The sequence below is a fragment of the Rhizobium sp. BK661 genome, from assembly GCF_024808825.1.
Classification (GTDB): Bacteria; Pseudomonadota; Alphaproteobacteria; order Rhizobiales; family Rhizobiaceae; genus Rhizobium.
Genome location: NZ_JANTYT010000002.1, coordinates 1 through 25,192 on the forward strand (window position 1 = coordinate 1; position 25,192 = coordinate 25,192).

The following is a 25,192-nucleotide window of genomic DNA, read 5'->3' on the forward strand; positions in this document are numbered from 1 at the left end:
AAATCTCTAGAGCGAAGGACTTCGTCGCCAGCAGCGCCGCCGCCCTCGTTCAGTGAGTGGGCTTATAGATCCTACCCCTTTTCTAAGTCAACAGCCGTTTTCAAAAAAAGCGAGATTTCTTGCATCGTATTGAATTCTAAGCCGGATTTTCGGAGGCCGGGTTTTCTGCCCTCTGAATGCGCCGATAGCCGGGTCATTTTTACAGAAATAGCAGCGCGGGACGCGATGACGAGGTCCTTCGCCCTCACATCTTCACAATCGGATGATCTCAAGGGCGAATGATTTGCGTGCGCGCACGCGGCCCATTTGACTTCCATTATTAAACTATGCACTTTTCGGCGCCAGTCAGACCTGCCCGAAGAAGCCTACCGAAAGGACGCGGATCCACCTGCCATGATGACGGAGAAGATGATGATCCGCTCGTTCGGCAACGAGCCGCCGCTTCTCGCCGATGGCAGACGTGCGCCCGACCGCCGCGAAGTTTCACTACGTTGGCTTTCGGGTACGTTCCTCACCGGCATCACCTCAAGCGTGCTGATGGGTGTCGCGCTGTTTGCGGCACTCGACGGGCGCCAGCAGCTGGCGATCCCCGCGGAAGCCTACGCCACGATCAATGCCGACGCCCATGTGGACGATACAGATGTGACGCGCGGCGGTCGGCTGATTGCGTCCGCGATCGCCGCCAAGCCGTCGGACCGCAAAATCATGGAGGTCTCCACCGTCGTCCATGAGGGCGACAAGGAGGTCGTCCGTCGCCAGCCTTTCGCGCGCGTGAAGATGACGCTTGCCGCCAACCACGTGGCGACCGAGGATTATCCAAGCTTCAATCCACTGACGATCTTCGCGGCAGACGAGCCTGACGCACAGCCGGCTGTTCGCACCGGGCAGATCTACGGCTCCGATGTCGAGTCAGAGGTCAGCTTGAAGACCGTGGCTTATCCGACGACGAAATCCGATCTTCAGGTTGCAGCCGGCCTGACCCTCGATGAGATCGAGGAGAACGTCCGCTCCAACGGTTCGGTCCTGACCGACGGTGCGGCTCAGGTGGCAGCCCTTTACTATGTTGATCCGCGCCGTTTCTCCAATGATGACAACGACGTCGATCTGGCGACCGGCCTGACAGCGCGCGTTCTCGAACAGAACATGACGGTCTCGGCGCCGGAATCGATCACGCCGCAGACGGAAGAGTTCGCCGACGACATCATTCCGGTGCGTCAGGATACGTCGATCACCAAGGCCATGGCGGATTCGGGCTACCCCGAGCCACAGGCCAAGGGTGTCTCCGGCTATTTGTCGCCGCTAATCGGATCCGACGAACTGTCCAAGGGGGACGTGCTGCGCATCGGCATCTTGCAGAGGGGCGAACAGGCGAAAATCATCCGTGTCAGCGTCTATCGCGGCACCCGTCATCTCGTCACCGTGGCACTCGACGATCACGATCGCTTTGTTGCCGGCCGCGAACCGCCGCAGATCGACGCGGTCACCACCGCCTTCGACGACAGCTCGACATCGATCCCGTCTAACCAGAACCTGCCGCGCGTATATGACGGGATCTATCGTGCCGCACTCTCCTACGGCATGACGAAGGACATGACCGCGCTGATCATCAAGCTGCTGGCGAGCAGCGTCGATTTTCAGGCGGAGCTGCGCCCGACCGATACGTTGGAAGCTTTCTTCTCGGTCGCCGATTCCAGCGGCCAGGCAACGGAAGATTCCGAGCTTCTTTATGTGAACGCTCGCTTCGGCGACACGCAGACCAGCTTCTACCGCTTCCAGGATCCGGAAGACGGTTCGATCGACTACTTCGATCAGGACGGCAAGAGCATTCGGCAGTTTTTGCTGCGCAATCCGGTCCCGAACGGCATATTCAAGTCCGGCTTCGGCATGCGACGGCATCCGATCCTGGGCTTCGCACGCATGCATACGGGCGTCGATTGGGCCGCCCCGCGCGGCACGGCGATTATCGCTGTCGGTAATGGCACCGTAGAGAAGGCCGGCTGGGATTCCGGCGGCTATGGCAACCAGACGATCGTTCGCCACGCCAACGGCTATGAATCCTCCTACAATCACCAGAGCGCGATCGCCAAGGGCGTCGTTCCCGGCGCCAAGGTTCGCCAGGGCCAAGTGATCGGCTGGGTTGGAACGACCGGTGAATCCACCGGCCCGCATCTGCACTACGAAATGATCGTCAACGGCACCAAGGTCGATCCGTTGCGCGTGCGCTTGCCGGGCGGCAAGTCGTTGAAGGGCGGGGCGCTGGCAAAGTTCGAGGACGAGCGGAAGCGCATCGATGCGCTCCTTGGCAACCAGCCGCCGCCGCAGGTAGCAAGCAAATAACATCCCACAAAAATGGCGGCCGAGGCCGCCATTTTCCTTCCTGGTATCCAGAGCTTACGCCGCTTCGTTGACCGCGGAATTCCGCGTGCGGAACAATAGCCGGTCGGTGCCGCTGGTGATCTTCACCGTGGAGCCGTCAGGCACCTGGCCCGAGAGGATCTGTTCGGCGAGCGGATCCTGAACGTACTTCTGGATTACCCGCTTCAGCGGACGTGCGCCATAAACAGGGTCGTAACCCTTGTTGGCGAGCCAGTTGCGAGCATCGTCGTCGAGTTCGAGCGTGATCTTGCGCTCGGCAAGCAGGGCCACCAGCCGCTTCAACTGGATATCGACGATCGCGCCCATTTCCTCGCGCTTCAGGCGGTGGAACAGGATGATCTCATCGATACGGTTCAGGAATTCCGGCCGGAAATGACCGCGCACCACATCCATCACCTGTTCACGAACCGCTTCGCTGTCGTCCCCGTCCTTCAGCTGGGTCAGATACTCGGCACCGAGGTTCGACGTCATGATGATCATCGTGTTGCGGAAATCGACCGTCCGGCCCTGGCCATCGGTCAGACGACCATCGTCCAGAACCTGCAGCAGGATGTTGAAGACATCGGGATGCGCCTTCTCGATCTCGTCGAACAAGACAACCTGATACGGCCTCCGGCGAACGGCTTCCGTCAGCGCGCCGCCTTCATCGTAACCGACATAGCCGGGAGGCGCACCGATGAGCCGGGCCACGGAGTGCTTCTCCATGTACTCGGACATATCCATGCGCACCATCGCCGTTTCGTCGTCGAAGAGGAAGCGGGCAAGCGCCTTGGTCAGCTCCGTCTTGCCGACGCCGGTCGGACCGAGGAAGATGAACGAGCCGATCGGCCGGTTCGGATCCTGCAGACCGGCGCGCGCACGGCGCACGGCACGCGAAACGGCCTGAACCGCATCGCCTTGGCCGATCACCGATTTCGCCAGCTCGTCTTCCATCCTGAGCAACTTGTCGCGTTCGCCTTCCAGCATCTTGTCGACGGGGATACCTGTCCAGCGGGAAACGACATGCGCGATGTTGTCGGGGGTCACGACCTCCTGCACCATGGCGCTGCGATCGCTGTCCTGCTGTTCGGCTTCGCCAAGCTTCTTTTCCAGGTCCGGAATAACGCCGTAGGTGAGTTCGCCGGCGCGCTGGAACTCGCCCTTGCGCTGGGCGATCGCCAGATCGTTGCGGGCTTCGTCCAACTGCTTCTTCAGGTCGGCTGCCAGGCCAAGCTTCTGCTTTTCCGCCTGCCAGCGGGCCGTCAGCGCATCGGCTTCTTCCTCGAGACCGGTCAGCTCTGTTTCAAGCCGCACCAGCCGGTCGGCAGACGCCGTATCGGTTTCCTTCTTCAGCGCTTCGCGCTCGATTTTCAGCTGCATGATGCGGCGATCGAGTTCGTCCAGCTCCTCGGGCTTGGAATCCACCTGCATGCGCAACCGCGCAGCGGCTTCATCCATCAGGTCGATCGCCTTGTCGGGCAAGAAGCGGTCGGTAATATAGCGGTTGGAAAGCGTCGCAGCCGCAACGAGGGCCGAATCCGAGATCCGGACCTTGTGATGCTGTTCGTATTTTTCCTTGAGACCGCGCAGAATCGAGATCGTGTCCTCGACCGTCGGCTCCTCGACCATGACAGGCTGGAAGCGGCGGGCAAGAGCCGGATCTTTTTCGACATGCTTGCGGTATTCGTCGAGCGTGGTCGCACCGACGCAATGCAACTCGCCGCGGGCAAGCGCTGGCTTCAGGAGGTTGGAGGCGTCCATCGCCCCATCCGCCTTGCCGGCGCCGACAAGTGTGTGCATTTCGTCGATGAAGAGGATGATCTCGCCGTTTTCGGCCTGCACCTCATTCAGGACTGCCTTCAGACGCTCCTCGAACTCGCCGCGATATTTGGCGCCAGCAATCAGTGCGCCCATATCGAGCGCCATCAGCTTCTTGTCCTTGAGAGACTCGGGCACGTCGCCGTTGACGATGCGCAGCGCAAGGCCTTCGACGATGGCGGTCTTGCCGACGCCCGGCTCGCCGATCAGCACCGGATTGTTCTTCGTGCGGCGCGACAGAACCTGGATCGTGCGGCGGATTTCGTCGTCACGGCCGATGACGGGATCGAGTTTGCCTTCGCGGGCTTCGCTGGTCAGATCGCGAGCATACTTCTTCAGCGAATCGAAGCCCTGTTCGGCATTCGAGCTGTCGGCAGTACGGCCCTTGCGGATCTCGTTGATGACCTGATTGAGCGCAAGCGCAGTCACCCCGGCGTTCTTCAACGTCGTGGATGTCGAGGCCGAAGTCTCGATCGCCAGAGCCTGCAACAGGCGCTCGACGGTGACGAAACTGTCGCCGGCTTTCTTCGATGCCTCTTCGGCGGTCGAAAGAACCTTGGCAAGCGGCTGCGCAAGATAGATCTGCCCGTTGCCGCCGGAGACTTTCGGCAGCTTGGCAAGTGCGGCGTCGTTGGCAAGGCGCGCGGCCTTGGGATCACCGCCGGCGCGCTCGATGAGCGACGCTGCCATGCCCTGATCGTCGTCGAGCAGGACTTTCAGGACGTGTTCGGGGGTGAATTGCTGGTGCCCCTGCGCAAGCGCATAGGTCTGGGCGGACTGAATAAAACCGCGCACCCGCTCGGAGTATTTTTCGATATTCATACTGTACCTCCATAAATCGCCCTGCCCTCATAAGGCACAGGCCGATGACTGAGATTGAGCTCCCTCAAACGGCAAGCCCATCGTTCGGCCGCGTTTGGGATTTGCGGCTGACGAACCTGGGCTGGATATGGTGGAGGATTTCAAAAGTTTAAAGAGGCGATGACGCGAAAAACGCGCCGCCGTGCGACCGAGGGGGAGTAGCGTCGAAGCCTCTGCAGAATCCAAGTACGTTGTGGTAACAGGGCCGACAGTTTACGCTGTGATTTACGCATCCATCACTGGAAAACGCCCGCGCCGCATGTGTTCAACACCGGCGCGGGCTAATAGCTCCCCGTTATTGCGGGGCGAGCCGCTCAAGATCATTCAGCCGTTTCAGTGCGGCCTGCTGCCGAAGCAAGGCGTAGTTGATGCCACTTGCATTCAGTGAGCTGCCTTCCTGATACGGAAACTGGGTAAAATCTGAGAAGAAGTCCTTGATCTTGGCTTGCACGGGAACGAGCAGCCACATGTTGCGGGCAAGGAACTCGATGGCCCCGCCCCCCTCCTTCATGCCGCGTTCGTAGGGATCCATGCGCAGGTTTGCGATGTTGGCCCAGGCCGGTATTTCACGCGTCGCCGTGGCGATGTTTCCTTCGCTGTTGATTGCAAAGCTGAGCTTCCAGTCGTTCCAGCGAATGGCGTTGAGATTGCCGCCCTGGTCAAAATAATACACTGCGTCACGTGGGCCCGTTGGAACTTCGCCCTTTAGCAATGGTCCTAGATCATAACCATCCAGGTGCACCTTGAAGTCCTTGGTGCCGGCTTTGAAGCCCGCCTTCATCTGCTCCTTGACGTCTGGTATTCCGGCAACGCTTGCAAAAGTCGGCATCCAGTCCATCAACGTGACGATCTCGTTGACCTCGGTTCCGGGCTTAACGACACCCGGCCACCGAACCATCATCGGGATGCGGAAGCCACCCTCCCATGTTGTGCCCTTTTCACCGTGGAACATCGTCATTGCGCCATCTGGCCACAGAGCGAGTTCCGCGCCGTTGTCGGTGGTGTAGAGGACGATGGTGTTCTCGGCGATCCCCAGCTGATCCAACTGGTCGAGAAGCTGGCCGACGTGACCGTCGTGTTCCACCATGCCATCGGCATGGATGCCCTTCCCGGTCTTGCCAAGCGAGTCAGCCTTCAGGTGCGTGAAGACGTGCATGCGTGTCGAGTTGAACCAGCAGAAGAATGGTTTATCCGCCTTGGCTTGGCGGTCGATAAAATTCTTGGCGGCAGCCAGGAACTCCTCGTCGATCGTTTCCATGCGCTTGGTGTTGAGCTCACCAGTATCCTCGATCTTCCCATCCGCGCTCGACTTGATCACGCCACGAGGCCCGAACTGCCGGCGGAACGCCGGATCCTTCGGGTAGAAGTAACCCTCCGGCTCTTCCTCGGCGTTGAGGTGGTAGAGATTGCCGAAGAACTCATCGAAGCCATGCTTGGTCGGCAGGTGTTGGTCCTGGTCGCCAAGGTGGTTCTTGCCGAACTGGCCGGTCGCATAGCCCTGCGTCTTCAACACATCGGCGATGGTCGGCATCCAATCCTGGATACCATGCGGATCCCCCGGCATGCCGATCGTCAGCAAGCCGGTACGAAATGGCTCCTGCCCGAGAATGAAAGAAGCGCGGCCGGCGGTGCAGCTCTGCTGGCCATAGGAGTCGGTAAAGATGGCTCCCTCCCTGGCGATGCGGTCGATATTGGGCGTGCGGTAGCCCATCAGCCCCATCGTGTAGGCACTGATCTGCGGGATGCCGATGTCATCGCCGAAGATGACCAGGATGTTCGGCTTCTTGCCGGCTGGCGCAGCGGTCTGTGCCTGGGCTGCGGCGGAACTCGCCATACTGGCGACCGCGACGGCCCCAGCAGCAAGGGCGGTCGACCCTATCAGCAGGTTGCGGCGGGTAAGGTTGCTGGTGTCGGAGGAGGTTGCTCGTACGTCGTCGTCGCAGGCCATGTCGCGTGTCTCCCGTCAAACGTGAACGTTTGCAATGTTGTCTGGTGATGAGATGCATTGGCGCTCTCAACTCAGACACAGCCACGGCGAAGGCGTAAGTACGTTACAGTAAATACGCCGCACTTTAACGTTCGGCCGAGCCCGGATTGGGAGGGCGAGCCGAATCCCAAATGCAAAAAAGGCCGCTCCGAAGAGCGACCTTTCTACACAAGTACGGAACGCTGAAACGATCCGGCTATTCCGAAGCGGCATCGGCCAAAGCCGGGGCGTCGTTGGAACCCGCGTCTTCGCCCTCAGCGGAAGCCTCACCTTCTGCAGCGCGACGCGGACGGCGCGGACGGCTGCCGGTAGCGCGGCGCCGAGGCTGACGCTCGCGCGGCTGACCTGCAGCACTTTCCTCGTCCATCGAGACCTCTGCCGGAATGCCTTCGATCTCCGGCTGCGGACCGCTGCCGTCGTTGACTTCGGGCTGCGGCGCCGCAGCTACGGCTTCAACCGGCGCTGCAGCTGGTTGCTGTTCCTGGCGCCGCGGCTGGCGTGCCTGGTCGTCATGACGGCGCGGCTGCTCCTCGTGGCGACGCTGCGGCTGCTCGTCCGAACGGCGCTGCTGATGCTCATGTTGCTGGCGCGGCGGCTGAACGATAACGACATCATCGTTGTCGACACCTTCGATGTCGTCGCCTTCGCGCTCCGTGCCTTCACTAAAGTCGTTGCGATCGTCGCGCTGGAAGCGTTCCTGCATCTGCGCCTGTGCGGCAGCAATGATGCGGTTGTAATGCTCAGCGTGCTGCAGGTAGTTTTCGGCGATAACACGGTCGCCCGAACTCTGCGCGTCGCGAGCGAGCTGCGCATACTTTTCGGCGATATGCTGCGCGGTACCACGGATCTTAACGTCTGGGCCGGAGCTGTCGTATGTCCGCGTCAGCGGATTGCCGCCCTTGCGGTTGAAATTGTTGTTATTGTTATTTCCACCACCGCCGCCGCCGTTGTTATTGCCACGCCCGCGACCGCGCTTGTTCTGCTGTCCTGGCCTCATAGATCGTTCACCTGAATTCTCTGTTTGTTGTGGAGTTATGGCATCAACCGCCGTGGCCGGTTCACCGGCTCAGAGCCCTTGTGCCGCAAGCATACTGCGCCTTCGCGCCAACCTGCCGCTTGTTCTCAAGTCAGTTTGACTGATTCACGCATTGGGTCGTATTCAACCTTTGAAGCTCTCGTTTAAAAGAGCGGACCCCCGAGGCCGAGCTAGTATCGAACGGCTCACCGTTCTGTCCCATCTCTCCAACGCGTGGGGTCAACCTATATTGCTTCCCGTGGAAATCCAAGCCTTTTCTTCGCAATGACACCAATGTCCTGTTCGATGCTTTAAGTTGTCGCGCATCACTTGAGCGCGAACACAAGCGCCCGGTCATTCTGGCCGTAATCTTTTACGGATTCCAGAAGCTTGAAGCCTTCAGCCTCGAAAACGTCCGTTACGTCGTTTCGCTGGTCGTAGCCGATCTCAAGTCCCACGACGCCGTTCGGCTTTATGAACCTTGCCGCATCCTTGGCGATGGTTCTGTAGGCGTCAAGCCCATCCCGACCGCCATCCAGTGCGGCAAGGGGATCAAATTTCGTCACTTCGGGAGCGAGAGTGTGAACGACCTTAGAAGCGATATAGGGCGGATTTGAGACAATCGCATGAAACGTGCCGTGGATACTGTCAAACCAACTGGACTGTATGGCTTCAAAGCGATCCTGCAATCCGTTTCTTTCCGCGTTTGATTTTGCCGTCCTCAACGCGTCGGCCGATATATCGCTGCCGACACCTGACGCTTCCGGACACCCGCTCAACAGAGCTAGGCATATCGCCCCGGTTCCGGTTCCCAAGTCAAGGATATGGATACGGCCCTCGGTATTTGCAAGATCGTGCAGATATGGAAGCACCGTATCGACGAGAATTTCTGTATCGGGCCTTGGCTCGAGGGTTTCCGCTGACAACGAAAGCGGCAGACCATAGAACTCGCGTTCGCCGAGAATGCGATGAACCGGCTCATGCGCCAACCGGCGTTCGATCGCTTGCTCGATCAATGTCGCCTGCTCATTGCCCAGGGTCTCGCCACCGCGCGTCACGATGGCAGTCGTCGAAAGTCCAAGCAGCCCTGCGACAAGGACGCGGGCATCCGCGGCGGCGCTGTCTATTCCGACTTCGGTGAAGCGCCGGCGAGCTTCAACCAACATTTGGGAAACCGTAGGCTCGGCCTGTTTCCCGCTCATGCCGCTCATTGCTGCTCGCCGAGTTGCGCCAACTGGCTCGCCTGATAGTCGGCCATCAACGCGTCGACCACCTCGTCGATCTCGCCGACCATCATCCGGTCCAGTTTGTAGAGGGTCAGATTGATGCGGTGATCCGTCACCCGTCCCTGTGGGAAGTTGTAGGTACGGATGCGTTCGGAACGGTCGCCGGAGCCGACTTGGCTTTTGCGGTCGGCGGAACGCTCGCTGTCGGCGCGCTGGCGCTCGGCATCATAAAGGCGCGAGCGCAGAACCTGCATCGCCTTGGCGCGGTTCTGGTGTTGCGACTTCTCGGAGCTGGTGACAACAATGCCGGTCGGCAGGTGGGTGATGCGAACGGCTGAGTCCGTAGTGTTGACGTGCTGGCCGCCGGCGCCAGAGGAGCGCATCGTGTCGATGCGGATGTCTTCCGGCCGGATCTCGATGTCGATCTCTTCTGCTTCCGGCAAGACCGCGACCGTCGCGGCCGAGGTATGGATACGGCCTCCCGCTTCCGTTTCCGGTACGCGCTGGACGCGGTGGACGCCGGATTCGAACTTCAGCTTGGCAAACACGCCCTTGCCGGTGATCGTCGCGATGATTTCCTTGAAGCCACCCGCTTCGCCTTCGCTCGACGACAGGACTTCTACCTTCCAGCCATGGGCAGCCGCGTAACGCTCATACATCCGGAACAGGTCGCCGGCGAAGAGCGCGGCTTCCGAGCCGCCGGTGCCGGCGCGGATTTCCAAAATCGCGCTCTTCTCGTCGGCTGCATCCTTCGGCAGCAACAGGATCTGAATTTCCTGCTCCAGCGCCTCCAGCCGCTCCTTAACTTCGGGCAGCTCCAGTTCAGCCAGGTCGCGCATTTCGCGGTCCACGGACTTGTCGTTCAGCAAGGTCTCAAGGTCCGCAAGCTCCGCAATCGCCTTCTCGTAGGCGCGAATCTTCGTGACGACAGGCTGCAGCTCGGAATACTCGGAGGCGAGCTTGACGTAGACTTCGGCCGAAGGACCGGCCGACATGCGCGCTTCGATCTCGCCGAAACGGCGTTCCAGCTCGCGCATCTTTTCAACGGGAAGCTTCGCCACCCTTCACTCCGATTCTGCTTGTCTTGAACTATAGAGGAATATTATGAGCGTCGGCGAAGTGGGCAAGCACCTCGCGTATCGAGGTCGCCGACTTGGTATCGTCAAGCGCCTCGTTCATCACTTTTGCCAGCGCCTCGGCATCGAGACCGAGCAGCATCGCCTTAACAGGACCGATCGACGCCGGCGACATCGACACCGCACGGAAGCCGATGCCGAGCAGCGCCATTGCCGAGATCGGCTTGCCGGCAAGCTCGCCGCAGAGCGTCACCGGCGTGTTGTTTCGCTCACCCGCGCGTACGATGTCGCGCAGGATCCGGAGGAACGGCTTGCCAAGCGGATCGAAGCGATCGGAAACCCGTGCGTTGCCGCGGTCGACCGCCATCGAAAACTGGAAGAGGTCATTCGAGCCGACCGAAACGAAGTCGACCGCCGACATCAGCTCGTCGAGCTGCCAGAGCAGCGCCGGCACCTCCAGCATCGCGCCGAACTGCAGCTTGCGCGGCAGACCGTGGCCGAAGCGGGAGAGGTGTTGAACTTCCTTCTGCAAAAGCTCACGGACCGCGGCGATCTCGGAAACCTCGGTCACCATCGGTACCATCAGCTTCAGCTCGATACCGGCCGCCGCCTTCAGCATGGCGCGCAATTGCGTGCGTAGCAGGCCCGGACGATCGAGCGACAGGCGGATCGCCCGCCAGCCAAGCGCCGGATTTTCTTCTTCATGGCCACGGAAATAGGGAACGACCTTATCGCCGCCGATATCGAGCGTACGGAAGGTGACGACGCGCCCGGCCGCCTGCTTCAGCACGTTGCGATAGAACAGTTCCTGTTCTTCCGCCTTCGGCATGGTTGAGGCGATCATGAACTGCAACTCGGTACGAAACAGTCCGATGCCTTCGGCGCCCGAGTCCGAGAGCTGCGGCAGATCAACCAGCAGCCCGGCATTCATCATCAGGGACACGCGCTGCCCGTCCTTGGTGCGCGGCTCGACGGAGCGCAGCGCCCGGAACTGCTCCTGCCGACGGGCCCGGAACCGGACCTTTTCCTCATACGAACGCTGGTGTTCGGGCATCGGGCGAAGATGCACATGCCCGCCATCCCCATCGATGATCACGGCATCGCCGTTTTCGGCAAGCGCCACCACGCCGGCTGCCTGGCCGATGACAGGAATACCCATGGCTCGCGCAACGATCACCACGTGGCTCGTCACCGCACCTTCCTCCAGCACGAGCCCGCGCACGTTGGCGCGCGGATAGTCCAACAGCTCAGCCGCGCCCATCGCGCGCGCCAAGATGATGGCGTCGCTCGGGAAACCATCGCCCGCGGTGCGACCGGTATAGCCGGTCAGCTGCCGCAGTAGCCGGTTCGCCAGATCTTCGAAATCGTGCATCCGCTCGCGCAGATAGGGATCCGTCATGCGGATCATGCGCGCCTTCGTGTCGCTCTGCACCTTCTCGACCGCGGCTTCCGCCGTCAGGCCGTTACGGATCGCTTCCTCGAGTTTGCGCACCCATCCCTGGTCATGAGCGAACATCCGATAGGTCTCGAGTACCTCGCGGTGCTCACCCTCCATCGAAACGTCGCGCTGCGACAGAAGGTCATCGATCGAGATGCGCAGCGACCCGAGCGCCTCGCCCAGACGACGGATTTCCTTCTCGGAATCCTCGTTCAGCAAGTTGGTAACGACAATGCGCGGCTCGTGCAGCACGACGTAGCCGAGGCCAATACCCTCGTTATAGGTATCGCCATCGATGGTCACCGAACGTGTCAGGTCGAGTTCGAGACCAGGCTTGGTGATCTTCTTGAGCTCGCCGGTGGCGATCATCTCGGCAAGCACCATCGCGGTCGTCTCGAGCGCTTCGAGCTCTTCTTCGCGGTAGGTGCGGCTTGCCTTGTTCTGCACGACCAGAACGCCGAGCGAACGGCCGGTGCGCAGGATCGGCACGCCAAGGAAGGAATGATAGATTTCTTCGCCGGTTTCCGGCAGGTAGCGGAAGGCGGGATGAGATTGCGCGTCGGAAAGATTGAGCGGCTGCGCCGATGCGGCGATCGTGCCGACGAGACCCTGACCCATCTTGAGTTGGGACAGGTGGACCGCTTCCTTCTTCAGACCTTCGGTTGCATAGAGTTCGAGGACGCCGTCGGCGCGCAGGACGTAGACGGAGCAAACCTCCGCCACCATGTTGCCTGCGATCTGGCGAACGATCCGGTCGAGACGCTCCTGCGGCTCCAGCGGCTCCGCCATCAACTCGCGTAGCCGCTTGAGCAGCACGCGCGGACCGCCGGAAAGGTCTCTCATTGCGTCTCAAGCTCCAAAACAAACATCAAAGTCACACAGCCGATTGCCGCGTGACTTCTCAACTTGAACGCGCGGCAAGTCTGTTCAGAATCAGTTCTTATCTAGACCGTAGCAGGAATGCAAAGTCCTGACAGCGAGTTCCGCATAAGGACCGTCGATCAGGATGGAAATTTTGATCTCAGAGGTCGTAATGGCCTTGATGTTGATGCCCTTGTCGGCCAGCGCCTTGAACGCGGTAGCGGCAACACCGGCGTGACTACGCATACCGATGCCGATGACCGAGACCTTTACGAGGCCCGATTCGTTCTGAACGACATCGTAGCCGATCTTTTCCTTGTTCTCGCCGAGAACCTTGATCGCCTTGTCGACATCACCAGACGGAACCGTGAAAGTCATGTCGGTCTTCGAGCCGTCTTCGGAGATGTTCTGGACGATCATGTCGACGTTGATGTGGCTTTCGGCCAGCGGTCCGAAGATCGCGGCGGAAACGCCCGGCCGGTCGGCAAGACGGCGAAGCGAGATCTGAGCCTCATCCTTGGCATAGGCGATGCCGGTGACTACTTCCTGTTCCACGATTTCATCCTCGTCACAAATCAGCGTTCCGGGCGGATTCAAGAAGTCACCCATGCCCGGAGCATCGGGATCTTCGAAAGAGGAGCGCACGAAGGTACGGACCTTGTGCACCATGGCAAGCTCGACAGAGCGAACCTGCAGGACCTTAGCGCCGAGCGAGGCCATTTCGAGCATTTCCTCGAAAGCGATCTTCTTCAGGCGGCGCGCCTGCGGCACGATGCGCGGGTCCGTGGTGTAGACGCCATCGACGTCGGTATAGATGTCGCAGCGATCGGCCTTCAGTGCCGCAGCAACGGCAACGGCAGAGGTGTCCGAACCGCCACGACCGAGCGTCGCGATGCGATTGTCCGGACCGATGCCCTGGAAGCCGGCGATAACGGCAACCTGCCCCTCGCCCATGCGGTTGACAATGTCTGCACCATCGATTTCCTGAATGCGGGCAGCACCGTGAGCATTGTCCGTGCGGATGGCGATCTGCCAACCCTGCCAGGAGCGCGCATTGATATCCATCGCCTGCAGCGCGATTGCCAACAGCCCGGCTGTCACCTGCTCGCCTGATGCAACGACAGCATCATATTCACGCGCATCGTAAAACGGGGAATATGCGCCGACGACCTTCGGCATGTTCTGCACCCAGCCAACGAGCTCGTTGGTCTTGCCGGACATGGCCGAGACAACGACCGCCACTTCATGGCCGGCATCGACTTCACGTTTCACATGGCGGGCAACGTTCTTGATGCGGTCCAGATCAGCGACGGAGGTTCCGCCGAATTTCATTACGATGCGTGCCATATGCCTCTACCACGACCTAGTGCCGAGAGAGACCAAAGCCAGACCCGGCATCACGAGCCCCCTGCATGGAGCCGCACGGCTGAAGAGCCAGGAATTGGGAGTTTCTGGAACCCTTCTAACGCCTTGCGCCCCCGGGGCCCAAGTTGCCGCGTCTCTTAGCGAGTTTGTGGGGGGGTGGCAAGGTGCCGAAAGGAGAATGCCGGCGTGACGGGCTGACCGTCAAAGGAGTGCGCCGATGCCATCACGCCTGTTTGCATTTTTGCCAGCCTCGGCCAGCAACGCCTGGTCTTTGTGCCTTCCCTAAGGTTCGATCTCGTCTTGCAGCCTCTTGAGGATGTGGATGAGCTGCGGAGCCATTTCCCTGATCTCGGTCAGGTGAATGGCGGTCAAGCGTTTCAACACTCCCTCAGCCTTGTCAGTAAGCTCCAGTGTTTGCCGCCGTTTGTCATTCGGATCGGCGCGGCGCGACACATAGCCAGCGCTAACCAGCCGACCGACCAGTTCCGTCGCCGAATGCGGCGCTATCAACAGTCGTTCTGCAAGCATTCCGATGGTCATCGCATCCTCGCCGCGATGACCCTTGATTGCGAGCAGCGCCTGATGCTGTTGTGTCGGAAGTCCCTCTTCCTGCGCTGCGGACGTGCTGAAGTCCATGAAACGGCGCAAAGTATAACGCAAGTTGGACAAGGCTTCGTAGTCGGCGGAACGCAAGACCCTCCTCGTCGCCGGTGCGGCGGCCGGCATGACGGCAATCTTCGGCTCCCCGGTTGCCGCAGTCATGCTCGCCGTCGAACTGCTGCTTTTCGAATGGAAGCCTCGAAGCTTCATCCCGGTTGCCATCGCCGCCTGCGTGTCGATCTGCTGGCGCCCCTTCCTCTTCGAAGCCGGCCCCCTTTTCCCCAAGCAGTTTCACATGGACCTTCCCTGGTGGGGCATCGGGATTTGTGCAGCAATGGGCATCGTCGCCGGCCTGCAATCCGGCCTCCTGACGACGCTGCTCTACAAGATCGAAGATCTCTTCGAGGCACTGCCGATCCACTGGATGTGGTGGCCAGCAATCGGCGGACTGTTCATCGGCTTCGGTGGCTTGATCGAGCCTCGCGCCCTGGGCGTCGGCTACGACATTATCGACGGATTGCTCAACAACACGCTTTTGCCGCCGGCGGTGTTGGCGATCCTGCTTGTGAAGTCGGCCATCTGGCTCGTGGCTCTGTCTTCAGGCACTTCGGGCGGTGTGCTTGCGCCACTATTGATCTTCGGAGGTGCTCTCGGCTGGCTAATCGGCCTGGCGCTCCCGGGCGACCCTGGATTCTGGGCCTTGCTTGGCATGGCCGCGATGATGGGCGGAACCATGCGGGCGCCGCTGACGGGAACCTTCTTCGCCGTCGAACTCACCGGCGACATTTCTGTGCTGGTACCGCTCTTGGCGGCGACGGTCACGGCCTACGCCGTGACCGTGCTTCTCCTTCGTCGCTCGATCCTCACGGAAAAGATCGCCAGACGTGGCCAGCACATCACGCGGGAATACGGCATCGATCCTTTCGAATTGACGCGAGCGCGCGACATCATGATCAAGGATGTCGATACGCTTTCGGCAAGGATGACAGTCGGCGAGGCCTGCGCGTTCTTCGCGACGACATCAAGAACGCACCGGGTTTATCCCATTGTCGACGAGGAAGGCGCCCTCAAAGGGCTTGTGTCTCGTGCCGAGGCGTTGCAATGGCAACAGGAAGCCGTGCTTTTCGACCAGCGCCTTGACGACATGGTTTCAGACGCCTCCATCCCTGCGGCTCATCCAGACGATACGGCAGGATACGTTGCCGACCTGATGCTTTCGACAGACGCTGGACGCATCCCGATCGTGGACCCACAGACCGCCAAGCTTGACGGCTTGATTGCGCGGAAGGACCTGCTGCGCCTTCGCCGCACCCTGCGGGCGGCAGAGACCGAGCGAAAACCCTTTCTCGGGCCACGGACGGCAGACGGCGAATAGTCACGATGCAGCCACCTGTTCTGACGCGCATACCCATCGAGGGCTTTCGCCTAGGCAATTGGCCCTGAGCCGCCGGAATGATGTTGCTACCTGCTCGAAAAGATGCAGTTCCATCGCACTCCAGAAAACAAGCGGCCTAGTCTCTCCCTAAATCCGGCGCCGGAGTTTGGACCGGCGCACCCGGTCCAAGCACTAGGGCTCCGATGCGCTTTGCAGAGGTACCGCTCAAGGCGCCCGATCGCCGAAACAATCCCGCTGAAGTCGTCAACTCGCGCCAATACCAAGTTTTGACTTCACAGTTTCTTAATTAGCCATCAGTTACCCTAAGTTGTTCGATAAGGGGCTGTGGCACAACGTGAACCGCATGAAGTGGGATCGGACGCGACAATCAGATACGTTGCATTCTTCAAGGTTTACCTGTCCGACCATCGTCTCAGGTGCGATGCCTGTGACGCTTCCACCGAAAGTCGTTGCACATGGCAGTTGTAATGCCGCCCACAAAGCCACCTGCTCAGCAGGCTCGCAAAGAAATCTACAATATCGTATTCGCGACGTTAAACCGGCTGGAGATTGAAGCCTCGCCGGCGAACTACGAGCTCATGTACGACGTCATCAGCGGCAACAATCCGGAGCTTCGCGAAAAGTTTTCGCGCCTCCGCAAGCCGATTGCGGATCATGAGGTCGAGGCGTTGGCTCGAACCTACCTACCGCATCATTTCGGCAAATCGATTCACGACGAGTCCGCAAGCCGCCTCCAAAACGAACTGACCAGTTTGAAAGAGTCGCTGCAGTCAGGCCAAAGCTCGCTCTCGACCTTCACGAACATGCTGGGCCAGGCGACCGGGAAAATCTCCTCGATCGACCCAAGGGACACGAAGACGATGCAGTCCCACCTCGGCTCCATTCGCCAACTGAGCGAGGTCCAGCAGTCGAAGAGTGCCAAGTTGCTTGAAAACGTTTCGACACAAATCTCAACAGTTGCGGCCATTTCAGACGAAGTGGAGCAATTCGAGCGCACGAAGTTTACGCATCCGACCACGAGGCTTGCCAACCGGCGCGGATTCCACAAGAAGCTTGCCGAGCTTTACGGCGCAGAACGCTACCCGGACGATATTTCGCTTCTTTTTTGTAATCTGTTGGTTCTGACGCCCTTTGAGACCGCGGAATTCCTCAGGCTCAAGGAAGCATTCCTCGAACGCCTTGGCGCTATCGTCTCGCAAACCGTTCAGACGATGGATTTCGCCGCGTGGCTTGACCGGCCGCAGATCGGCATCATTGTCCGGACGAGCGCGGAGACGGAGGTCCAGAAGATTGCCGATCAACTGAAGAGAAGTTGCCTCGTTGCTTTTGACAGCCGACAGGGTGTGATGCCGAAAGTTATTGCCCGCTTCGGCTGCAGCACGACCCACCAGGCCGGCACGGCATCCGAACTGGTGGCGAACACTGAAAAGGCTCTTCAGACAGCGATTGACGAACAGAACGAGAAGGTAGTGTTCCTCTCGGGAGCCGCGCGCAAAGACTGGATGCTCTATCGCAGTTGACAACGTGGTGCGACGCCGGATCTCGCGGTGGTCATCACAGCCTTCGCCATTGCATAGTGTGTCAGAAAAAGGCAGCCTAGACTTGCCTGGAAACGCGCTGACGGAGGCTTGCTTGCTCCGGTCCTGTTGTGCCGCCAGGTCTCCGGCGCGAGGGCCTCGATCGGATCATGACGCGTGCGCAGCAAATAGGCGTTATCATCGGCCTTGCCATTGTCGCGGCCTTCACGATGTTGCGGGCAAGCGATCCGCCGCTTCTGCGGCAAATCCGTGACATTACCTTCGACGAGTATCAGCGCATTTCGCCGCGCGCCTTCGAGCCGACGCCGGTCCGTATCATCGACATCGACGAAGCCTCGCTCAAGGAATTCGGTCAGTGGCCCTGGCCACGCGACCGGCTTGCCCTTCTCGTGCAGCGGCTGTCGGATATGGGCGCAGCTGCGATCGCCTTCGACGTGCTGTTCGCCGAGCCAGATCGCCTGTCGCCACGCAGCGTCATGCGTGATGTCGCCGGCGTCGATCCGACCCTGCTGAGCCGGCTGCCCGACAATGACGAGCTTTTCGCCGAGGCGATCGCCGGACGTCCGGTGGTGCTCGGCTTCGGCCTAACCACTGAAGGCAATTATCGACCGCCGGTCAAGGCGGGCTTTGCCTTTACCGGCGAGAGCCCTCTTCTCCACGCTCCTCCCCGCCTGGACGCAGCGACACCAATCCGCCCGCAGTTGCAGATCAACGCGACGGGTCTCGGCCACATCAGCCTCAATCCCGGCAATCCCTCCGCAGTCGTTCGCAAGGTCCCTCTCTTTCTGACGGACGGCGAACAACTCTATCCGAATCTGGCGATCGAGGCCCTGCGTGTCGCCCAGGGCGCTTCCACCTATGTACTGGCGGCCGCTCCCGAGGCTCCTGACACGCTGACATCGGTCAAGATTGGCGAGTTCGTCGTGCCGGTGACGGCAGGTGGGGAACTGTGGCTTTACACCAGCCCCGACATTGCCGACCGCTATATTTCCGCCGGCAAGATTCTTGCGCCGCAGGGTGTCGATCCGCAGGTCGCCGCTGCGATCGAAGGAAGTATCGTCTTCGTCGGCACGTCCTCCGCCGGTCTGCAGGACATTCGCACGACCGCTCTCGGCCAGAACGTTCCGGGTGTCTCCATGCACGCCCAGACCGTCGAGCAGATCCTGACCGGTCACTTTCTCTCCCGACCGGACTGGGCGGACGGATTGGAAATTCTTGCGATTGCCGTGCTGGGCACGATCCTGGTCGTGCTGACGACCTTCGTCAGCCCGGCCGTGGCACTCGCGTGCGGCCTGTGTATCACAGCGCTGGCGCTCGCCGCCTCCTGGTTTGCCTTTTCCGCCTGGGGCCTGCTTCTGGATCCGCTGGCTCCGATCATTGCCGGCTCGATCATCCATTTCGCCGCCACCTCGTTTCGCATCCTCGTCATCGACCGCGAGCGGCGCGAAGTCCGCCGAGCCTTCGGGCAATACCTCTCGCCCTCCCTACTCTACAGGATCGAGCACACCCGCGATGCGATGCGCCTCGGAGGCGATGACCGCGAACTGACGGTAATGTTCGTTGACGTGCGCGGCTTCACCGAACTCAGCGAACGGCTGCAGCCCGCCGAGGTCGTCCGCTTTCTGAATACGCTGCTCGATGCCCTCAGCCGTCATGTGACCGCCAATGAAGGCACGCTCGACAAGTTTATCGGCGACTCGATCATGGCCTTCTGGAACGCCCCGGTGGATGTCGCAAACCACCCTGCCAAGGCGGTTCGCGCGGCCCTTGCCATGCGTGAAACACTTGCATCCCTTAACGCGGCGGATGCCTTCGGCTTCGGCCCGGACTATCAGGTGGGCATCGGCATCGGCATTCACACGGGGCTTGCCTGTGTGGGCAACATGGGAGCGGAGACACGCTTCAACTATTCTGCCGTCGGTGATGCCGTCAACGTCGCAGCGCGCATCGAATCTGCCTGCAAGGAGGTTGGCTTCGATATCCTCGTTTCGGAGAACACCGCTGCCGAAATGGCACAGTTCGCACTGCTCGACGCCGGGCTACTCGGACTAAAGGGCAAGAGCAGCCGGGCACGACTATACGCTGTCGTAGGCGGCGAGCGGGTTCGAGATTCGAGTGCTTTTAGCGACATGCAGCGCATTCATACGGCGCTCGTTGCAGCGCTCCGCACTCATTCGGCGGAGAGCCGGAAAATGCTCAACGTCGCCAAACTAAAGGCGGGGGAGCTAACCGCGACACTGCCTCAATTTTACAGCCGACTCGGGCGCCGAGCCGACCACTTCCGTGACAGTCCCGGCGGCGATCACGACGGTACTCGCGTCGGCTTACCGCACGAGGCCAAGGTGCATCTTGAACCTTAATAGTTGCCGCTTCTGCCTCCGCCACCACCATAGCGACCGCCGCGATCTCGATCATTATCGTCGCCGCCACGTCCACGATGATCCCGGTCGTCGTGGTCGCGCCCGTGGTGATCCCGGTCATGGTGGTGGTGGTGATGGTCAGGCTTGTCCGGCTTGTCGGGTGGATCCGGCGTGTCCGGCGGCTGCTGCTGTGGCTCTGGCGCTTGAGGTGCCTGAGGGGGCGGCTGAGGGGCGGGTGGAGGTGGCGCCGGCGCGGGGGCTTGCGGAGCCGGTTGCTGCTGCCGCTGCGGCTGTGGTCGATCCTGGCGGTCCTGTCGCAAGGATGCCAGCCCGCAGCTTGTACGAATGCCGCCGAGCACGCCGGAAAGTTGCTGATCACCGGAGAGGAACGGCAGCGCGCGTGGATTGCTCAGCGTCTGCAGCGTACGACGGTCGACCTTGCTAGGATCGGTCATCCTGCCGCCGCGAGTTGCAACCACGCAGTCGCACTGCTGACGCAATTGCCGACAGCCACCCGGACCGCAGAAACTCGCCGCACCACTCAGCAACACGATGGCAGTCGTCCCGTTGGGTCCAACGTAGAAGTCAAAGGCGGTACCACGTACACCAATGGTCCCTGCCGGAGTTACGATCGAGTAGGCGGACGATGCCGAATTGCCGCTGATCCACCGGAACGTGCCTTTCGCCGCCTTGATCGAAAGCCGCTTTACGGAAGCGGAATCATCGTAGACGAACTTGTCGATCACAACCGTCGAGCCAGCACCGACGGCAAGCTTCGTCCCATCCTTGAATATGAACTGCCCAAGACCCGAGGATGATGTTTTTATACGCTCGTCTCTGTGAACAGGCGATCGCACCACCAGTGGGCCGGTCTCGCCCGAGACCTCGGTCCGGATCAATGTCGCCTGACCAACAGGCTCGGCGGAAAACGCCGTCATCGGGCCAAACAACGCAGCAAAGACACCTGCAGCGACAGCACCACAGAAGCGAAACATGACCGCCCCCCAACAAACTTTTTTTATATTAGCATATTGTTAACTTTAACGTCTCCTCATCTTCTTGGTGTAGGCTGAGCATTTTCTCGCCTCGTCTTGGGGTTGCTTATGACGCAGCGTCTACGCCCGGCCCTTGACTTCCTCGACACTTCGTCCGACTTCACTCAGAACGAATGCGAGGAACGGAAATATGAGCGAAGCGGCAAAGAGCACGATCGACCAGGACGAAGTGGACCGCTTCTCGGCAATGGCGGCAGAATGGTGGAGTCCCACGGGGAAGTTCAGGCCGCTGCACAAATTCAATCCCGTTCGGCTCGCCTATATCCGCGACAAGGCAGCCGAGACCTTCGGCCGCGATGTTCGCAGCGCAAGGCCGCTTGAAGGGCTTCGCGTTCTGGATATCGGTTGCGGCGGCGGTCTCCTCTCGGAGCCAGTCGCACGGATGGGAGCAACCGTCGTCGGTGCGGATCCGTCTGAAAAGAATATCGGAATTGCCTCGACGCATGCGAAGGCTTCCGGCGTCGCCGTTGACTACCGTGCAGTTACCGCCGAGCAGCTTGCAGAGGCTGGCGAGACTTTTGACATCGTTCTAAACATGGAGGTCGTCGAGCACGTCGCAGACGTCGATTTCTTCCTCAGCACCTGCGCCAAGATGGTTCGCCCCGGTGGCTTGATGTTCGTCGCAACGATCAACCGGACGATGAAGGCGGCCGCACTCGCCATCTTTGCCGCCGAGAATATCTTGCGGTGGCTGCCGCGGGGCACGCATCAATACGAGAAGCTGGTCCGCCCAGAAGAGATCGAAAAGCCTGTCACGGAAAATGGCCTCACGATTATCGACCGCACAGGCGTGTTCTTCAATCCGCTGTCAAACCAGTGGAATCTGTCGAAGGACATGGACGTGAACTACATGTTGCTGGCGAAACGCGCCGGCCCATAACATCCACGATCAGGCGCTTGCCCGGCGTCCCTGTCGCGAGCCGCAACACTCCGTGAAAGGCTTGCCCGAACCGCAAGGACACAGGTCGCGACTGCGCCGTTGCAGACGACCGATCAGTGGCACCTTCACCGCCGACGGCAGCGACGACGCCACGAAGGCCACTAGCTTTGCCGACAGGCCCGGCACTACCAGCCGACGGCCGGACTTGAAACCGCGCCAGGCGCGCTCGGCCACGTAGACGGCGCTGAGCTTCGGCAGGATCTTGAACAGCGCGGCCCGACCCGCGCCGGAACTTTCAAGGAACTCTGTCGCCACCGGCCCGGGGGCGACGCAAGTCACCGTAACGCCGGTCGATCCGACCTCTTGATGTAAGGCCTCCGAAAAAGAGCGGACAAACGCCTTGCTGGCATAGTACAGCGCCATGTTCGGACCGGGAGTAAAGCCGGCAATGGAACCGAGATTGAGTACGCCGCCACGCCCGCGCGCCACCATTCCCGGCAGAAAATGCAGCGTCATATCCGTCAGTGCGCGGATGTTGAGGTCGACCATGCCGAGCTGGTCGGCAATAGGAAGCGTCGTCGCTGCCCCACGCAAACCATAGCCGGCGCTGTTGACCAGCACCTCACAAAACAGTCCGTTGGAAGTTAGGAATTCCTTCAATTGTGCCGATGCGTCGGTTGCACGAAGGTCAAGCGACAGCGTGAATGCCTGGCCGCCCGCCTCTTTCACATCGCTCGCCGCGGCAGCCAGTCCATCCAGCGACCGTGCAACAAGGACGACGACCGTCCCGTCTCGTGCAGCCACCTTCGCGATTGCCCGGCCGATGCCCCGTGATCCACCGACGACGACGACGGCGGGGCGCAATGTTTCACGCTGCTCGTCCATCATGATGCCGTTCCTGACGCAACCTCACCGGAGATCACCTCACTGGTAGCCAGGCCTCGGGCCTCATCGGCGATCGCGCCGTTCAGGATGCTCTCGAAGCGAACCAGGGCACGCGCAACGTTCGCGCCATCCATCACCCGATGGTCGTAGTGGATGCGGACCGTGACTGTCCCGTCTTCGGAAATCGGCCCATAGTTGAAAATGGTGGTCAGCGGCGTCAGCGGGTTCAAGGATTCTGCTCCGAGGCCCGAATAGACCGATAGCTGGAATGTGCCGAAACGCCGCCCGCGCTGTCGTCCAAGGTTCAGCCCGAGCCACATCAGCAGCCAGCGGATAGGGCCCGGCGCGCGGGCAAATTTCAGTGCCCTGCGAAACTCCTTGATCTCATGAATCGGCTTCGATCGGGCTGCAAGGAAGTGTTCCTCGATTTCCGCGATGGACTGATGCTCAGGATCCTTCATCGTACTCAGCAGAACGATCCGCTCGCCGTCATGCTCCCGCTCGTGCGCAACAGAGGCAACACTGACCGGATACTCATAGAGCTGCGGCCTGGGCAACTTGACATACGCGCGCCGCAGTTCCGGAACGTCCTGGCTGAGAAGCGCATAGCCTTTCAGAAACAACACCGTCCACGATGTCTTGGTCTGTTGCGCCATTCTCGCCTGTTGCAGCGGTGCGAGGTTCATCTGCCTCTGAACTGTGACGCGCGGCACACCGATCGAAAACCTCATCAGGTCCCCGACGAGACGCCGCGATGGCGAAAGCTTGATGGCACGTCCCCGCATCATGCGTCCTCTAATAGATGTAGGGGATGATTCGCTTCGTCCGGTCCATGTAGGCGCGATACTCCGGCCCGAAGATCTCGAGCATCATCCGCTCTTCCTTGTCCACCCGCAGAAAGAAGAGGACTGCAAAGCCGATCACCCCAGCCAGCCCAACCACCCAATTCGCCAGCAGAAACGCCTGGCCGAGCGCCATGAGCATAAAGGACGTATACATCGGGTGGCGGACGAGCGCGTAAGGGCCGTGGGAAATCAACTCATGCTTTTCGCGTATCTGCAGGGAGATCGACCAGTTCCTGCCGAGCGCCTTGTGCGTCCTGCGGAAGACCCACATGGCCGAGAAAAACAAGACTGCACCAATGATCACCGCCCACAAATGCGCCGGGTAGTCGGCAGCTTCCGGCTTCCCCGTCGCGACGTAGAAGCCCGGAATGAACGCGAGCCCGAGCAATGCGACCGAAAGTCCAACTATTTCAACGCCGGAGCGACGATCGCTAACGACCTTTGTGCGCCTCGCGCGGCGTTCCGAGGGATAGCGAATGGCATACCAAGCGATAATGCCAAGCACCCACACGATTTTACCAATGAGAGCAATGCTCAATTCAGATCACCGGAGTCCTTCGTCGATCATGCGAAGGCGATGACCTGATCGGCTCGCTTCGCACTCACGTATTCATTTCTCGTAGCTTTGTAATGAACTCTTGCGGACGAAGCCAGATGCTCGGCGTCTTGTATCCCATAGAACCTGCAATCTCGCCGACGAAATTGTTGCAATTGTCGACCGTGGCCTGCCACAACTTCGATTTTGCCTGCAATTGGCGAATGAAAGCGACGGTTTTGTTGTACTCGGCCTGGGTGAGCAGAATGCGCCAACTTGCCGAACGGTAGGCTTCTTCAAGGTCACCATCCGTCGCCCCGGTCGTAGCCGGAACGGGAATGAAATGCCCGAGAACGTAGGGCGCAGCGTCAGGAGAAGCCGGCGCAAGCCCGGCAACCTCCGGATTGATCATCCCGCCGGCCTTGTTCAGGCGTCCAAAGACCGCGTAGGTATGGCCATAGGTCAGCGCATAGCGTGAACGGAACTCGATGAAATACTGGCCTTCGCGCTGGGAGGCCTTACCGACTTGTGAACCGCTGGCATCCGAAGTGAACCTCGGTTGCGGCGGTTTGTCGTCCGATTGGCAAGATGTGAGTGCGAGAGCGGTGAGAACCAGCAGGAAAAGGGGGCCTTTTGCAAGCGTCATCGTTACGCTTTATCTCCGACATCGAATGAGCGCGGACCCTCAAGCAAAAATGCCAGCCTAGGGTTGCGCATTTGCGCAGAGGCGGCCCGGCTCCGACAAACGATCGGGGGAGGGGCCACGAAGTCCCTCCCCCTAACTCAAAGATCAGATGTTACTTGGTGATTGGTGCGGCTTCAGCCACCGGTGGCGGGGCCTTCCCCTTGCCTTTACCAACTGCTCCGCAAGCCGTCAGGCTCGAAACGGAAAACAACGCAACCAGGCACATGATTAGGATTCTGCTCATCAAAGTAGTCCTCTCCGTTAGCATGGAATAGGTTATCGAAGGCAACGATTCTACTAATAGCGGTAAAATAGCCCCAAGCCAAGTGCAGAAAGGGCACAGCCTACCCCCACGTCACGCAAGCGACGCGCAAAGCTAACAGACGGTGGCAATATCGATACAAAATGTAA

Annotated in this window: 18 protein-coding genes and 1 pseudogene; 5 read left to right on the forward strand and 14 right to left on the reverse strand. The window is 60.2% G+C overall.

Going from position 1 to position 25,192, the window contains the following annotated elements:
* The first annotated feature begins 393 nt into the window (after nt 1-393).
* Nucleotides 394-2,337 carry a M23 family metallopeptidase gene (locus FHX16_RS06320; protein ID WP_183863560.1) on the forward strand — a complete coding sequence of 648 codons (1,944 nt, stop codon included), beginning with the start codon at nt 394-396 and terminating at the stop codon, nt 2,335-2,337.
* A 54-nt stretch (nt 2,338-2,391) separates the two neighbouring features.
* On the opposite strand, the gene clpB is transcribed toward FHX16_RS06320, so the two are convergent.
* The 8 genes from clpB to FHX16_RS06360 form a co-directional block, all read right to left on the reverse strand.
* A complete protein-coding gene (gene clpB / locus FHX16_RS06325) occupies nt 2,392-4,995 on the reverse strand; it encodes an ATP-dependent chaperone ClpB (protein WP_183863562.1) in 2,604 nt (867 codons plus the stop codon).
* Nucleotides 4,996-5,329: 334 nt separating this feature from the next.
* Nucleotides 5,330-6,982, reverse strand: coding sequence for an arylsulfatase (locus FHX16_RS06330; protein ID WP_183863564.1), 1,653 nt, complete (start codon nt 6,980-6,982; stop codon nt 5,330-5,332).
* A 235-nt stretch (nt 6,983-7,217) separates the two neighbouring features.
* The gene (locus FHX16_RS06335) at nt 7,218-8,018 is read right to left on the reverse strand and encodes a DUF4167 domain-containing protein (RefSeq protein ID WP_183863566.1); all 801 of its coding nucleotides are present in this window, start codon (nt 8,016-8,018) and stop codon (nt 7,218-7,220) included.
* Between the two features lie 344 nt (nt 8,019-8,362).
* Nucleotides 8,363-9,238 carry a peptide chain release factor N(5)-glutamine methyltransferase gene (gene prmC / locus FHX16_RS06340; protein WP_183863815.1) on the reverse strand — a complete coding sequence of 292 codons (876 nt, stop codon included), beginning with the start codon at nt 9,236-9,238 and terminating at the stop codon, nt 8,363-8,365.
* Nucleotides 9,239-9,243: 5 nt separating this feature from the next.
* Nucleotides 9,244-10,323, reverse strand: coding sequence for a peptide chain release factor 1 (gene prfA, locus FHX16_RS06345; protein WP_016556369.1), 1,080 nt, complete (start codon nt 10,321-10,323; stop codon nt 9,244-9,246).
* A gap of 28 nt (nt 10,324-10,351) precedes the next feature.
* Nucleotides 10,352-12,619: a phosphoenolpyruvate--protein phosphotransferase gene (gene ptsP / locus FHX16_RS06350; RefSeq protein ID WP_183755313.1), complete on the reverse strand. Its 2,268-nt coding sequence runs from the start codon at nt 12,617-12,619 to the stop codon at nt 10,352-10,354.
* Between the two features lie 90 nt (nt 12,620-12,709).
* On the reverse strand, nt 12,710-13,984 hold the full coding sequence (locus FHX16_RS06355) for an aspartate kinase (RefSeq protein ID WP_183863568.1): 1,275 nt from the start codon (nt 13,982-13,984) through the stop codon (nt 12,710-12,712).
* A gap of 300 nt (nt 13,985-14,284) precedes the next feature.
* Complete coding sequence (locus FHX16_RS06360; protein ID WP_183863816.1) at nt 14,285-14,728, reverse strand: MarR family winged helix-turn-helix transcriptional regulator; 444 nt, start codon at nt 14,726-14,728, stop codon at nt 14,285-14,287.
* Between FHX16_RS06360 and FHX16_RS06365 the strand changes: the two are divergent.
* The 3 genes and pseudogenes from FHX16_RS06365 to FHX16_RS06375 form a co-directional block, all read left to right on the forward strand.
* Nucleotides 14,682-15,977, forward strand: a pseudogene (locus FHX16_RS06365) (chloride channel protein); the annotation flags it as partial. The gene FHX16_RS06360 and the pseudogene FHX16_RS06365 sit on opposite strands and share 47 nt — an antisense overlap.
* Nucleotides 15,978-16,465: 488 nt before the next feature.
* Entirely contained in the window at nt 16,466-17,518 is a 1,053-nt protein-coding gene (locus FHX16_RS06370; protein WP_310503128.1) for a diguanylate cyclase domain-containing protein, read from the forward strand.
* Between the two features lie 167 nt (nt 17,519-17,685).
* Nucleotides 17,686-19,896, forward strand: a complete 2,211-nt coding sequence (locus FHX16_RS06375; protein ID WP_259126836.1) for a CHASE2 domain-containing protein — start codon at nt 17,686-17,688, stop codon at nt 19,894-19,896.
* On the opposite strand, the gene FHX16_RS06380 is transcribed toward FHX16_RS06375, so the two are convergent.
* Nucleotides 19,893-20,891 carry a FecR domain-containing protein gene (locus tag FHX16_RS06380; protein ID WP_259126837.1) on the reverse strand — a complete coding sequence of 333 codons (999 nt, stop codon included), beginning with the start codon at nt 20,889-20,891 and terminating at the stop codon, nt 19,893-19,895. The genes FHX16_RS06375 and FHX16_RS06380 overlap by 4 nt on opposite strands.
* Nucleotides 20,892-21,081: 190 nt before the next feature.
* On the opposite strand from FHX16_RS06380, the gene ubiG reads away from it, so the two are divergent.
* Complete coding sequence (ubiG, locus tag FHX16_RS06385; protein ID WP_114713909.1) at nt 21,082-21,831, forward strand: bifunctional 2-polyprenyl-6-hydroxyphenol methylase/3-demethylubiquinol 3-O-methyltransferase UbiG; 750 nt, start codon at nt 21,082-21,084, stop codon at nt 21,829-21,831.
* A gap of 9 nt (nt 21,832-21,840) precedes the next feature.
* Here ubiG and FHX16_RS06390 read toward each other — a convergent pair whose 3' ends face one another.
* The 5 genes from FHX16_RS06390 to FHX16_RS06410 all read right to left on the reverse strand — a co-directional run bounded on the left by FHX16_RS06390 (nt 21,841) and on the right by FHX16_RS06410 (nt 25,025).
* Nucleotides 21,841-22,719, reverse strand: a complete 879-nt coding sequence (locus FHX16_RS06390; RefSeq protein ID WP_183863582.1) for an SDR family NAD(P)-dependent oxidoreductase — start codon at nt 22,717-22,719, stop codon at nt 21,841-21,843.
* On the reverse strand, nt 22,716-23,501 hold the full coding sequence (locus FHX16_RS06395) for a hypothetical protein (protein ID WP_183863817.1): 786 nt from the start codon (nt 23,499-23,501) through the stop codon (nt 22,716-22,718). Before FHX16_RS06395 ends, FHX16_RS06390 begins: the two co-directional genes overlap by 4 nt.
* A 10-nt stretch (nt 23,502-23,511) precedes the next feature.
* Nucleotides 23,512-24,099, reverse strand: a complete 588-nt coding sequence (locus FHX16_RS06400) for a protein-S-isoprenylcysteine O-methyltransferase (protein ID WP_183755303.1) — start codon at nt 24,097-24,099, stop codon at nt 23,512-23,514.
* Nucleotides 24,100-24,163: 64 nt separating this feature from the next.
* On the reverse strand, nt 24,164-24,742 hold the full coding sequence (locus FHX16_RS06405; protein WP_183863584.1) for a hypothetical protein: 579 nt from the start codon (nt 24,740-24,742) through the stop codon (nt 24,164-24,166).
* A 151-nt stretch (nt 24,743-24,893) separates the two neighbouring features.
* A complete protein-coding gene (locus FHX16_RS06410) occupies nt 24,894-25,025 on the reverse strand; it encodes an ABC transporter (RefSeq protein WP_088693697.1) in 132 nt (43 codons plus the stop codon).
* Nucleotides 25,026-25,192: the final 167 nt, after the last annotated feature.